At 46.7% G+C, this 13,062-nt stretch carries 11 protein-coding genes; 5 read left to right on the top strand and 6 right to left on the bottom strand.

Annotated elements, in window-relative coordinates; genetic code table 11:
• Positions 1–8: 8 nt before the first annotated feature.
• Genes OU814_RS02955 through OU814_RS02945 form a run of 3 tightly spaced genes read right to left on the bottom strand, consistent with a single transcriptional unit; the run spans position 9 to position 1,989 of the window.
• Positions 9–518, bottom strand: coding sequence for a chemotaxis protein CheW (locus tag OU814_RS02955; RefSeq protein WP_268180347.1), 510 nt, complete (start codon positions 516–518; stop codon positions 9–11).
• A 5-nt stretch (positions 519–523) separates the two neighbouring features.
• On the bottom strand, positions 524–901 hold the full coding sequence (locus OU814_RS02950) for a response regulator transcription factor (protein WP_268180345.1): 378 nt from the start codon (positions 899–901) through the stop codon (positions 524–526).
• 32 nt (positions 902–933) lie between these two features.
• Positions 934–1,989: a response regulator gene (locus OU814_RS02945; protein WP_268180343.1), complete on the bottom strand. Its 1,056-nt coding sequence runs from the start codon at positions 1,987–1,989 to the stop codon at positions 934–936.
• 929 nt (positions 1,990–2,918) lie between these two features.
• Between OU814_RS02945 and psaK the strand changes: the two genes are divergently transcribed.
• The 4 genes from psaK to OU814_RS02925 all read left to right on the top strand — a co-directional run bounded on the left by psaK (position 2,919) and on the right by OU814_RS02925 (position 8,694).
• The gene (psaK, locus tag OU814_RS02940; RefSeq protein ID WP_026148946.1) at positions 2,919–3,179 is read left to right on the top strand and encodes a photosystem I reaction center subunit PsaK; all 261 of its coding nucleotides are present in this window, start codon (positions 2,919–2,921) and stop codon (positions 3,177–3,179) included.
• A gap of 268 nt (positions 3,180–3,447) precedes the next feature.
• On the top strand, positions 3,448–6,402 hold the full coding sequence (locus OU814_RS02935; protein WP_268180340.1) for a peptidase domain-containing ABC transporter: 2,955 nt from the start codon (positions 3,448–3,450) through the stop codon (positions 6,400–6,402).
• 363 nt (positions 6,403–6,765) lie between these two features.
• Positions 6,766–8,298, top strand: coding sequence for an HlyD family efflux transporter periplasmic adaptor subunit (locus OU814_RS02930; RefSeq protein ID WP_190648900.1), 1,533 nt, complete (start codon positions 6,766–6,768; stop codon positions 8,296–8,298).
• Between the two features lie 39 nt (positions 8,299–8,337).
• Positions 8,338–8,694, top strand: coding sequence for a HetP family heterocyst commitment protein (locus OU814_RS02925; protein ID WP_268180336.1), 357 nt, complete (start codon positions 8,338–8,340; stop codon positions 8,692–8,694).
• Between the two features lie 30 nt (positions 8,695–8,724).
• On the opposite strand, the gene OU814_RS02920 is transcribed toward OU814_RS02925, so the two are convergent.
• On the bottom strand, positions 8,725–9,813 hold the full coding sequence (locus OU814_RS02920; RefSeq protein ID WP_268180334.1) for a Gfo/Idh/MocA family protein: 1,089 nt from the start codon (positions 9,811–9,813) through the stop codon (positions 8,725–8,727).
• 161 nt (positions 9,814–9,974) lie between these two features.
• Here OU814_RS02920 and OU814_RS02915 point away from each other — a divergent pair, with 161 nt between their 5' ends.
• Positions 9,975–11,381 carry an aromatic ring-hydroxylating dioxygenase subunit alpha gene (locus OU814_RS02915; RefSeq protein ID WP_268180332.1) on the top strand — a complete coding sequence of 469 codons (1,407 nt, stop codon included), beginning with the start codon at positions 9,975–9,977 and terminating at the stop codon, positions 11,379–11,381.
• A gap of 1 nt (position 11,382) precedes the next feature.
• On the opposite strand, the gene OU814_RS02910 is transcribed toward OU814_RS02915, so the two are convergent.
• Positions 11,383–11,928 (bottom strand): hypothetical protein, encoded by a 546-nt coding sequence (locus tag OU814_RS02910; RefSeq protein ID WP_268180330.1) that lies wholly within the window; start codon positions 11,926–11,928, stop codon positions 11,383–11,385.
• 171 nt (positions 11,929–12,099) lie between these two features.
• A complete protein-coding gene (locus OU814_RS02905) occupies positions 12,100–13,050 on the bottom strand; it encodes an NAD-dependent epimerase/dehydratase family protein (RefSeq protein WP_268180328.1) in 951 nt (316 codons plus the stop codon).
• Between the last annotated feature and the right edge of the window lie 12 nt (positions 13,051–13,062).

Raw genomic sequence — 13,062 nt, 5'->3', positions numbered from 1 at the left:
AGAGTATGTTAATGACTTTGCAAAAGTGGAGCTTGCAGAATTGCTTCTCCGTCTAAGAGAAAAATCACATCTTGAGACTGTAAGATGCAAGCTTTGGAGTAGGGGATCAAGCCTTTGGTCACGTGACTGGGGACGGGCTGTAAGTCGTCAGGCTTTGCCCAAGCAATTCCATCGACTCGGTTGACTGCTGCTGCTACGGCAGTCGAGCCAGTCCGAAGAATCACGAGATCATATTGTTGGGGACTGTAATCGAGTCTGCCGATATCAAGGAGCATTGCGAGATCGAATACCCACAACGCGCGACTGCGACGGTGCATCAGTCCCAAAATTCCGGGCATCAAGTTAGGGATCGGCGTCAAATAGCGCGGCTGAAGCACGAGGACTTCTTGAACATGCCGCATGGGTAAGCCGACCTGGGTTCCTTGCCCCACTTCAAATTTGAGATAGCTTTCGCCCAAATTTTTCGGAGCGATCGTATTGGTTTGTGTCGTTGCTAATGTCAACACTGAGTCATCCACGCGTTTTATCCTCCGACAGATTGGACAGCCCGGATCAACTCTTCACGAGTAAACGGTTTTGTGATGTAGACATCTGCACCCTGACGCATTCCCCATAAGCGATCGATGTCTTGCCCTTTTGAAGTGCAGATAATAATTGGGACTTTCTGCGTTTCTGGATTTTTCTTCAAACTCCGACATAGCTCGAATCCACTCATGCCCGGCATCACGACATCGGTGACGATCACATTGGGCTTCAGCTCGATCGCCTTATTGAGTGCGTCTTTTGCGGTGACTGCTCCGACCACACTATAGCCACTTTCTCGTAAGTAGTGGCTCAACAGTTCCATCTCCGAGGGGGTATCTTCAACAACTAGAACAGTTCGCATTAATGTTAGGCTCATAACGTTTCACAGCAGGTAAAGTAGCATTTCGGTTACTCAAGGTATCGAAAAACGGTTTTGATTAATTCGGCTTGGGTAAAAGGTTTGGTGAGATAGCCAGATGCACCCGCGATTTTAGCTTTAGCGCGATCGATGAATCCGGTGTGACCCGTGACCATGATGATCGGAGTGAGCTTAAAGCTGGGGTGGCGGCGTAGCAAGGAACAAAGTTCATAGCCATCAAGATTGGGCATTCCGACATCAAGCAAGATGATGTCCGGTTTACTCCGAACGACTTGCATTAATGCTTTGACTGGGTCGTTAATCATAATCACCGAGACGCTGGACTCATTTAAGAAGGTACTAATCGCTTGCAATACCGTTGGGCTGTCATCAATGCAGGCAATTTTGTATTGAGCTTGAGCGGTTGCTGTCGCTGAGTGAGTCGGTACTGAACCCGTCGGAAGGGTTATACCTGGAGTCTGAGTCGGTTGAGGAGTCGTGAAGGTGAGGGGTCTAGTGCTAGGAGCACTTGAGACTGGGCTAGGGAGCGGGATCGATACATCTGGGCTAGCCGCTTTTGGAATCGTAGGTGCTTGGGATTTCAAGTCAGAATGACAGCGTTCGACGATTGGGCGCAAATCGAGCTGACAGAGATTCGGGTAATGCAAGAAATTGGGTTTCGCAATGACTTCATAAATGCCTTCTGTCACACTCAGAAAAGGTTTGATCACGTCGATTGCAAGCAGTTCAATCAGTTCTGTGGCTTGAGATCGATCGATTAATCCTTGTCCAATTAGCCATTCGATCGCTTGATAGTCTGCGCTGGTTGCAGGATAAGTTCCAGCCACCGTTTCAAATTGCCGGAGCTGAGCGCGATCGAATCGAGTCAGCGAGGGGACGCGATCGCTGAGTTGATCGAGAACGCGATCGAGCCGCTCAAAGGGCTGGATCGAATTGGTTGCAAAGGCGAGCGTTCCCTCATCTAGGTAGAGTAACCAAGAGACGGAACCACTGACAATTTGCAAGCAACCATCGACGCGACGGCTGATCAATTGTGCCAACAACGAGAGCGGTTGTAGGCGTTGAAACGGTCTGTGACTAACCATAACTAACCATAAACATTAAGCAAAGTTTTCAGGAGATGAAGTATTCCTTGAGACAGAGTCAGAAGAAAAAGATCATCCGTAAAATATCAATCAATCGGCGGAAAACCCAGACGCTATCAGTCTTATAGGAAGATATCAGTACTGAGAACAGTCGCGACATCTTAATAGAAACTTGATACTTGTAGAAGCATTTCCTCATATTTGAAGTTCAGTCCTAAATACGAAAAATTCGGAACTATCTAAGAACTAGACAGCCCGCCGCACCTATAGATGAATTTCAAATATGTTACTCAGCAAATACTGATGTTGAATTTGTCGAAGTTGCGATGAGCATTATTCGCTAATTCAAGTATAAATTTTGAGATGAACCTCCTGAGCTTCGCGTTAAATTGCATTGAGAGAATGACAATTTCAGGGAATCAACGTTTAATGACCTCAGTATTTAAGATCATCATTAGATTACTCTCTACTTTCCCAAATAACAAGTCAGAATTGCGAACATTTTGACTCAATTGTAGTTTGTAATACTACCTATCTTGGATTTTCTTATTTAGACATATATCGGAAAAAACTTGCACTGAAAGGCTTTGACAAATTTGCATAAAAATTCAATTTCCAAATTTGCTCATTTGTATGTGAATTAAAATACATGCTCAGCCAGATTGAATTCGTCAGCCTTGCCAGGGAAAAACCCACTTTTTCGAGATGATATGTGTAATTAATTACTAAATTTCGATGGGCTAAATGGCCCGTGCAAAGAAGTACAAGGAAATCCAATGCTTAGTAATTTTTTATACTCAGTATACCGTTAGATTTTGTTGCAAACTGCATAGAATCATGAACTATTGCTGCGATTTGACTTGTTTCGTGAGGCTTTTTGGTAGAAAACCTCTAGATACAAGTTTTGGATCACGAAAGGAGAAACTCAATTGTTAATCTCTACCTTGCTAGCAGTTGCGCCGAGAGCTGTGGATTGGAGTCCGAGCGTTGGGGCTGTGATGATTATTTGCAATATTTTGGCGATCGCGTTTGCGAAATACACGATGAAGAATCCGAGTGCGCCCCCTGAAATGCCTTCATCCAATATGTTTGGTGGCTTTGGACTCCCTGCGGTAATTGGTGCGACCTGCTTTGGTCATGTGCTAGGCGCAGGTGCGATCTTAGGATTGTCCAACATTGGCGTTTTGTAATCTCCAAGTGCCTGATTTGTTACTCAAAGATATTTGGCTAGGGAAGAAATTCTCTAGCTTTTTTGGTGTGGAAAGCGAGACTTTTGTACTTCACTGGCTGCTCCCTGCCTTCTATATAAAGTTTATTTACGTTTGTATGGATTCTCGAAAACCAGACTGCAGAAAGGAATAGGAAAGCTCGAACTTCACAGTAGCTAAAATTTATCGTCTCTTTTGCTAGAACGCTGGATCGCTCTCAACAATCCATCCGATTCTCCTAGCCCCCCTTATGAAGAAAAATTCAGAGATTGGACGCGACGCGCCTCCAGTCAACTTGGATAGTGCTTATGAGCTACTGTCCGAGATTCTTATGACCCGATTTTCGGTCGATCCTGCTTTCTCGCGATCGTTTAATTTTCGAGCCTTTCAACTCGGTGATGTGCTGAACGTCTCTCATGTCATGATTCTTTGCCAAGGACGAGTCCGCTTGATTCGGTCAGGTGTACCTGCGGCAGTGTTAGACGTGGGAGACAGTTGGGGATCAGATGAACAATTCTGTGATCCGGTTCTGTCTTATCAAGCGATCGCGGCAAGTGCTGGATTTGTTGCTGAGATCGACAGTATTCCGCCTGAGCTAGAGTCTGACCTTAAGAAGATGGCTCACGATCGACAACGCTTGTTGTTTTTGAAGAGTGAGACGGATCTGCGATCGCATTCTAGCCATGTTCTGAAAAAGCTCCTCCCGCATTTGTGTGAGATCCGCATTGCTGCTGGATCAAGTCTTGCGGATCAATCTGGTCGATTTTGGTTACGGCAGGGGCAAATTCAAGGCACTCAGCCTCCAACGATTGGGCAAGGGTGGGGCTATCCTCAATCTATTCCGTCAGATTGGGTGGCTGCAACTGAACTTCAGGTCTATCAAATGGGTGCAAACCATTGGGATACTGTTTTTCAGAGTGAAGCATCACCCGAGGTCAAACCAATTGTTCAGCCTTTGGCGCGATCGCAACCCGTGGAAGCTCAGCCTGTTCGACCGATTCCGGCTCCTACAAAGCCTGCTGTGATCGAGTTTGCGAAACCTCGGCGATCGCGCATTAGAATTGGTCGCGCTCCGTTTATTCCTCAGCAAAGCAGTTCGGACTGTGGGGCTGCTTGTTTAGCGATGATTGCTCAGTACTGGGGCAAACGATTGAGCATCAATATGTTGCGCAACTTAGCAGGCGTGGGACGATCTGGAGCTTCGCTCAAGGGACTCGCACTCGCGGCAGAAAGTTTAGGATTTCAGGCGCGACCTGTGCGATCAAGCTTTAATCGCATGACCGAACAGTCATTGCCTTGGATTGCTCACTGGCAGGGTGAACATTATATTGTCGTTTACCGCATGAAGCGGAATCGAGTTCTAGTCGCTGATCCAGCACTCGGTCGGCGATCGATAAGTTATGAAGAATTTCAAGCCAGTTGGACAGGCTACGCTCTGCTCTTAAGCCCGACTCAACTGTTGAAAGCGTTACCAAAATCAAAACCTTCATTGGGAAGATTTTTGGGAGCTTTTACGCCTTATCGATCAATTGTCTGGTCGATTCTGCTCGCGTCGGTCTTGCTGCAAATCTTTGGTGTCGTCACACCTCTCTTTACTCAGATCATTCTGGATCAAGTCGTTGTTCACAAAAGCCTACCCACACTGCAAATTTTCATCTTTGGATTGTTGCTGTTTGGCAGTTGGAAAATTGGGTTAACTTGCACCCGCCAGTATTTACTGGATTTTTTCTCGAATCAAGTTGATCTCACCTTGATTAGTGGCTTTATTGCTCATGCGTTGAATTTACCGCTGCAATTCTTTGCGACTCGGCATGTCGGTGATATTGTGACGCGCGTGCAAGAAAATCATAAAATTCAGCTCTTTCTCACCCGGCAGGCAATCACAGCATGGCTGGATGCAGTCATGGCGATCGTGTATGTCGGATTGATGCTGCATTATAACTGGCAGTTGACCCTATTAGTCCTTGGGCTGATTCCACCGATCATCATTATGACCGTGATTGCGAGTCCCTTTCTCCGGCAAATGTCCCGACAGATCTTTCATGAATCTGCCAAGCAAAACTCGTCGCTTGTGGAAATGCTCACAGGCATCTCAACGGTGAAAGCAACTGCGTCAGAACGAGAATTGCGCTGGCAGTGGGAGGATGAACTGACGAGTATGTTTAATGCTCAGTTTCGGGGGCAGAAGCTGGCGAATGCCTTGCAGGGTGCAAGTACATTAATCAATTTATTTGGTAGTACGTTACTACTTTGGTATGGGGCAAGGCTCGTGATTGCAGATCAATTGACCATTGGGCAATTGGTTGCATTCAACATGATGATTGGTAGTGTGATTACTCCCATTTTGTCGTTAGTCGGTCTTTGGGATGAGTTCCAAGAGGTTTTAGTTGCGATCGAGCGATTAGACGATATCTTCAGTGCCCAGCCCGAAGAAAGTCCGGATCAACCTCTGCTCGTGCTTCCACGTATTCGGGGGGAAGTGACATTTGAGAATGTTACTTTTCGCTATCATGCGGATGATAGTCGCAATATTCTGCAAAACATTTCATTTACGGCTCGTGCAGGGGATACGATCGCTTTAGTCGGTCGCAGCGGGTCTGGAAAAACAACCTTGGCGAACTTGCTTCAAGGGTTATATCAACCTACCTCTGGCAGAATTCTCATCGACAACACCGATCTGCATCATGTTTCGCCGCAATCTCTGCGATCGCAGCTTGGAATTGTTCCACAAGAGTGCTTTCTCTTTTCGGGAACGATCCTGGATAACATTACGCTCTATCGCCCTCAATATCGCCTAGAAGATGTGTTAAAAGCTGCAAAACTCGCAGAAGCCCATGCTTTCATTCAGAGCTTACCTCTGGGTTATCAGACAAAAGTGGGAGAGCGAGGCACCATGCTATCGGGTGGACAACGGCAACGAATCGCGATCGCGCGTGCCCTGCTCAATCTACCTCGAATTTTGATTTTGGATGAAGCCACAAGCTCACTCGATACGGAATCCGAGCGACGATTTCAGAAAAACTTGCAGCAAATTAGCCGCGATCGCACAACGTTCATCATTGCTCACCGACTCTCTACTGTTCGCAACGCAGATTGTATCTTAGTGCTCGATAAAGGCATCATCGCAGAGCAAGGAACTCATGAACAGTTAATCAAACAAGGAGGACTCTACACTCAGCTTGCTCAACAACAACTGGATTTATAACTGCTGTCGCAAATATTACAGGTAGTAAGATCACCCGTGCTAGGGGTTGTCATACCGCGTAGAACGATTATGATAGGTATTAGATATAACAAAATGCTCATCAAGTCTTCTAGCAATACTGACGATATCTCTAGCTACACAGGGATTGCACTACCACGCCACTTAGTTCAGTCTTCAGACATCGCATTGATGGTTAAAATCGCTTCAAATCATCCCGGTAGAAACAACCTTTTTACTGAATGGCTTGCTTGTAGATCTAGATTTGGATCTTCCGCAGCCGAAAACAATTAAAGCCCTCATTGCACTGCACTTCATCTGACGACTGGAAATGTTTCATGCAATTTCTAGTGTTAGGTCATTATTATGTCGATACGGATTGATTCACTCTCTCTTGAAGATTCACCGCCGCCTACTCTGTCTTCTAACTTGGAGACCGATGAACTGTCAGAGTTTGCCTACCTCTATGGGGGTACGCTCGCATCCACTCCAGTCATGCCTTCTGCATTTCCCGACCCTCCCGCAAGTTCGGCGGACTCTTCCGACCCCACTCCGCCGGAGAGATGGTCTACTGCGCTGCAAAATGTTCTCGATCGTCCTCCTGCAACTTTTCCCAGTCGCTTAGTCGCGGGTGGTGTTATCTTTTGTGCGGCATGTGTCGGTTGGGCAACAACGAGCCAGATGGAAGAAATTGGACGCGCGCAAGGGCGTTTAGTGCCTCAAGGGGAAGCTTACAAAGTTCACCCTGTCGTTTCTGGCAAAATTGCTCAAGTGTATGTGCAAGAAGGTCAGACGGTGAAAGCTGGACAAACGATCGCTGAACTCGATCATGAGATTGCACTCAATCGAGTGGGAGCCTTACAGCAAGAAGAGCGCAACTATGAAAAAGAGCTGCTGCAAATTGATGCCTTAATTGATAAAACTCGATTAGAAGCACAAACGCGATCGACCATTGCGACGGCTGAGATTCGTGCTCAAGAAGCCACGATCGCTCAAGCTCAAGCAAAATTGCAAGGGCAAGACACCACGATTTTGCAAACTGAAGAACGAGCAACAACCAGTCAGGCTTTACTGGCCCAACTTCAAGCCGATGCTGACAGTCAAAAAGAACGACTCGAACGGCTGAAATTCCTTGTTGATCAAGGGGCACTGGCGCGGGAGCACCTCTATCAAGCAGAGCAACATTTCGGCGATCGCCAACGCAGCATTACTCAGCAAACCGGAGACATTCAGCAGGCTTTGGCGGAGTCGCAGAAAATGCGATCGGATTTACAGCAAGTTGTGGCAGAGTCTCGACGCTTACGGGCGCAGCTGACTCAGAAATATGCAGAAGGGCAAACAGCCCAAATTCAAGCTCAGCAAACGATTCAAAATTTGTTTGTGCAGCGAACGCAGTTAATGGCGAAGAAACAGCAAACTGAGAAGCTGATCCAGCAAGCGAATGCTGAGATGAAGCAACTTAAATTGCAAGCTCCCGTTGACGGAATTGTTTCCGCCTTGAATGTTAGTAAGCCTGGTGAAGTGGTGCAAGCAGGGCAAACGGTCAGCGAGATTGCACCTCAGACTGCGCCTTTAGTTTTAGTCGCAGCTTTACCGACGCGAGAAGCAGGGTTTGTCAAACCGGGAGACAAAGTACAAGTGAAGTTTGATGCTTATCCTTATCAAGACTATGGAATTGTTGGGGGTAAGGTTGTGAAACTGTCGCCTGATATTAAGCAAGATGAGCGATTGGGGGCTGTGTATCGGGTCGAAATTCAGCTCGATCGACACATGATTCAATCAACCCCGCTCAAAGCAGGTCAGACTGCGTCGGCAGAAATTATCGTGCGTAGGCGCACGATCGCGGAAATGCTGCTTGATCCGATTCGCCAATTACAAAAAGGCGGAATTAGTTTGTAGTGCCTGATTTTTTAAGAATTTCTGAGGAGAGATATTACTATGACGTTTCAGCGGGGAAGCGTAGCTCAGTCGCGCAATAAAGTCATGAGTCCTGAACAGTTTAAGCAAGTCGTCGATGCGATTACGGAAGGTCGGTATTCTTGGGCTTGTGTGCTGATTCTACGGTTTGCGGGCTACAATCCTGTTCACTTTATTCCACACCGTACCTACAGTCGATTGCTCAAAGAAAATCGAGTACAAACTCCGAGCCGATTAACTCAAATCAAGGACTTGACTTATTCAGAAGCGATCGAGCAACCTGAAGAAGTTCTACATGGCGGGAAGCTACCCATTTGGTTTGTAAACTCACCGCCCTGTGAGCAACTCGAAGCTCAGCCGATTTACTCGATTTGGTAGAACGCGCAGCGACGGTTCCAAAGGTTATGCTCACTTTGGAACCGTTACCCAAGTTCCAGTCTCATTCGATTCATGTGCTAAATCCATCAACAATTGCGAGTAAACCCCTTCTTTCAAAGAGGGTGGGAGAGATTCTTGTCGATCGATGCCTAACACCCACTGATCGACGACACGAATAAACGGTGCAATCCGCCCATCTGTGAATACTTGTTCAAATGCAAACTGCTTAGGAATCTCCAATTCCACTAATTCTTGTCCAAGCGGTGCGCCCCACAGCTTAAATCCATGCACATAATCTTTCTGATTATCGCTACCGAGTACTAGCGTTCCGCGATCGCCATACACTTCAATCCAATGCCCGCGTCCTTGAGTTGTGACTGAACTAATACAAATCTGACAAGGCGTACCGTCTGTTAGCTCTAATGTGATGTTGCACGTATCATCCGAATCTACAGGCTTTAGGTCGCCTGTACTTGGATCAGGACGGTTTGGAATTGCAGTACTTAACCTTGCCGTTAAGCGATCGACATCGCCAAAGAGCCAAGCAATGTAATCAAAGGTATGAGACGCTAATGCCCCTAATGCCCCACCCCCTTGCTCTTTACGAGCATACCAATTCCAAGGACGAGAAGCATCAGCGCGGCTTGAGACGAGCCAATCAATCTTAATTAAACGCTTTTGTCCGACATAATTTGAGGCAAGCAAATCTGCAAAATGTTGCCAAGCCGGAACAAAGCGAAACTCGAAATTCATGCTCGTCACCACTCGACGATCGAGCGATCGCTGATATAAATCGTTTGCTTCTTTGACATTCAAAGCAGTCGGCTTTTCAAGCAGTAAATGTTTTCCAGCGTCTAAAACGGACTTTGCCATCTCATAATGCAGGAAAGGTGGAGTGGAAACACTGACTGCATCGACTGTTGGCAGCGATAAAATCTCAGCGATCGACGAACTTGCCTGAGGAATATTGTGAGCTTGAGCGATCGCCTGTGCTTTTTGCAAGTCACGATGATAGACTGCCACGACTTCAGTGCGTGGATGTGCCTGTAATCCGGGAATATGGACTTTCTGCCCAAAGCCCGTTCCGACAACTGCTACACCAATCTTAGAACTCGTCATAGCTATCTCTTTCACTGCAAAAATCTTATTGTATAAGCAGAACAGTCCGATTGTTCCTGCCCCCAGAGTTGTGCAACTCCCGGCAATGGTGGATTTTTTCACAGCGAAATTGAGAGAGATATAATTAAGATATGTAAAGAAGATCTCCAAAAGGCTGTCTCATGCTGACTGATGCACGTACTTCGATCGCAGAAATTCCAGCAGGTGGAACTGACCCCACTCGATTCGACTGGAAAGAAGCATGGTATCCCGTTTATTACATTCAAGACTTGGACAAAACCAAGCCCGCTAAATTCACACTGCTAGGGCAAGATCTAGTGATTTGGTGGGATGCAAATGCTGAAAGCTGGCAAGCCTTTGAAGATCAATGTCCTCACCGTCTTGCCCCACTTTCAGAAGGCAGAATCGCAGAAGATGGCCTGCTCGAATGTCCCTATCATGGATGGGCATTTCAGGGCGATGGCACCTGCGATCGCATTCCCCAACAACCCGAAGGGTCGCTTGCGCATCAGTCTAAACGTGCCTGCGTCGCCTCCTACGCCACGGCTGAGCGTCAAGGCTTACTTTTTGTCTATCCTGGTCAAAACCCGTCCGAACAGGTCAAAATTCCCATCATCGAACCGATGGAAGAAACGCCGGACGGATGGGTCTGTCTGAACACATTTCGAGATTTGCCTTACGATGCTTTGACCTTGCTCGAAAATGTTCTCGATTCGAGCCATCTGCCGTTTACGCATCACAAATCGGTTGGCAATCGATCGAATGCGGCTCCGGTTGAACTCGAAGTTTTAGAATCGAGTAAACAAGGCTTTAAGGGATTTTGGCAAGAAGGGCCGCGCAAAGGCACATTAGGCTCACAGCAGACGACTTTTATCGCACCTGCTCTGATGTGGCATGATCTCACCTCAAAGCAATTTGGTCGAACGCTCACCGTCGTTTATGCTACCCCGACCCGAAAAGGAGAATGTCGGGTCTTTGCTCGCTTCCCGTTCAAGTTTGCCTCTAAACTTCCGAGTACTTTTATTCGATTGACACCCCGCTGGTACTCGCATTTAGGTAACAACACTGTGCTAGAAGATGACCAAATCTTTTTGCACTACCAAGAGCGATACCTCGCTGAGAAAGGCGGAAGTGATAACTTTGCAAAAGCTTTTTACTTACCGACTCGTGCTGATACGTTTGTATCTACTTTGCGTCAGTGGGTGAATGCGTTTGAAGCTGATCCGTTTCCTGGCGAACCTTTACCGCCGTTGCAATCGATCGATCAACTGCTCGATCGCTATTATTCTCATACGATTCATTGTTCAAGCTGTCGCACTGCGCTTGCCCGAATTCAGACCATAAAAATTGGAACCACAATCATCGGAGGCTTAGCTTGGGCACTGCTGCCACTGCTCTCAATCGCACTTTCTCCCTCGTCGATCACGATCGCGATACTGGCTGCGATCGTGCCACTGATTGCTGGTTCCATTTGGCTTGTACTGAATCGCTTAGAGCAGAAGTTTTACAAAGGACAACGCACTCCAGCAAGAAACTTGCCGGAGAAAAAGCGTAAGTCAGCCCTTTGATTTAGACTGCTTGGAAGCGAGAAGGATTGTCTTGAACTTTCTTTAATAGTCCACGACGCTCGGCATGTTTGGTTGTAATTGCAACACTCATCCGGGCTTTTGACATTTCTGCGGGATCGAACGGATCGTAGATTTGATCGATTAAGTCATCGATTGATAATGGTTCTTTCGCAGAACTCAACACTTCCACGATCGCTTGCATTGCCTTCAAGGATTTGAACTCAGATTTTAGAACTGAGGCATCGAAGGATTTGGAGGATTTTCGTCCTTTTGCTTTCTTCGGCTCAGCCGCAACGGGAGTTGCTGCTTTTGCCTTGGATTTTGCGGGAGCTTTCGTCACTTTAGGACTTGCTGTACTAGCTGCTGGTGCGCTAGGTGCGCTATCACCACTTGCACCCAACAGTTGCTCAATGTATTGCAACGTTTTGTCGAGTTCTGCTTCTGCTTCGGATTGTGCTGCCTGAATGAGAGCCTGGCGTTCGCTTAGTAAACGAGAGCGAGTTTCTTCCAAATTGGATTTCAGGTCTTTAGTTAGAATGGATGACACGATATTTTCCTGAAATAAAGTGATGTAAGTAGATTGTAGTTCCCTCTGCCACTTTTAGATCAACTTAGCTCGAAAATGTTGAAAGAAGCTACTGGGGAGTTCTAGGGAATCTCATTAATTTGAGTGCTAGGAATAGCTAAATAGCTACTAAAACCCTTACAGTGAAAGCATTTATTGATAGAGCGATCGAATCCATTCCCATTCCTGAGTCAGCCCTTCTTGTAAAGAAACTTGCGGTTGATAATTCAAGATTTTTTTTGCTTTTGTCACATCTGCAGAAGTATGTCTGGCATCTCCGATCGCATTTTCGATAAACTCTTTCCGAATTGATCGACCTAAAATCGTCTCCATTGTTGCAATGACATCCGTTAAAACGACGCGACTGCCTCCTCCAATGTTAAAGATTTCTCCAACTGCTTCTGGGGTTTCTGCCGCCGCTAAATTTGCCGCGATCGCATCATTCACGTTTGTGAAATCTCGGGTCTGCTGTCCATCTCCATAAATGACGATCGCTTGATCTTGAAGTGCTGCTTTGAGAAACTTGTGAAATCCCATGTCCGGACGTTGTCTTGCTCCATACACAGTGAAGTAACGAAGCGAGCAAGTGGGAACTCCAAAGTTTCGATAATAAAGTCCACAAAGCTGCTCGGCTGCTAGTTTTGTGATGCCGTAAGGTGAAACAGGCTGGGGGCAAATTGTCTCAGAAGTTGGCAGTGCTTCTGCATTGCCATAGATGGATGAACTCGAAGCATAGATAAATCGCTGAAGGCGCTTTGCAGTTTTAGCTGCTTCAAGTAGAATCTGAGTCGCATTAATATTTTGCTCAGTGTAAGTGCGAAATCCTGATCCCCAGCTTGCTCGCACTCCGGCTTGTGCTGCTTGATGGTAAATCACTTCCACATCTTTCAAGAGGTGATGCCAATCTAGGGACTGAATATCTGCTTCAATCAGCTTAAAATTCGGATGCTGCAAGCTGATGGCGAGATTTTTCCACTTCAGTTCCGGATCGTAGTAGTCATTGAACTGATCGACACCAATGACGCGATCGCCTCGTTCGAGCAAGGCTTCGACAAGATGCGAACCAATAAATCCTGCTGCTCCGGTCACTAAACTTAGGGTCATATCTCCAACCGT

This window comes from Leptolyngbya sp. GGD, from assembly GCF_026735145.1.
GTDB lineage: Bacteria > Cyanobacteriota > Cyanobacteriia > Leptolyngbyales > Leptolyngbyaceae > Leptolyngbya > Leptolyngbya boryana.
The sequence above is the reverse complement of the archived record's forward strand: the minus strand, read 5'-3'. Positions and strand labels throughout refer to the sequence as shown.

Coding starts and splice junctions, on each gene's coding strand:
- OU814_RS02935 (WP_268180340.1), top strand. CDS start 3,448: ATGAAGAAAAATTCAGAGATTGGACGCGACGCGCCTCCAGTCAACTTG.
- OU814_RS02945 (WP_268180343.1), bottom strand. CDS start 1,989: ATGGTTAGTCACAGACCGTTTCAACGCCTACAACCGCTCTCGTTGTTG.
- OU814_RS02905 (WP_268180328.1), bottom strand. CDS start 13,050: ATGACCCTAAGTTTAGTGACCGGAGCAGCAGGATTTATTGGTTCGCAT.
- OU814_RS02925 (WP_268180336.1), top strand. CDS start 8,338: ATGACGTTTCAGCGGGGAAGCGTAGCTCAGTCGCGCAATAAAGTCATG.
- OU814_RS02920 (WP_268180334.1), bottom strand. CDS start 9,813: ATGACGAGTTCTAAGATTGGTGTAGCAGTTGTCGGAACGGGCTTTGGG.
- OU814_RS02950 (WP_268180345.1), bottom strand. CDS start 901: ATGAGCCTAACATTAATGCGAACTGTTCTAGTTGTTGAAGATACCCCC.
- OU814_RS02930 (WP_190648900.1), top strand. CDS start 6,766: ATGTCGATACGGATTGATTCACTCTCTCTTGAAGATTCACCGCCGCCT.
- OU814_RS02915 (WP_268180332.1), top strand. CDS start 9,975: ATGCTGACTGATGCACGTACTTCGATCGCAGAAATTCCAGCAGGTGGA.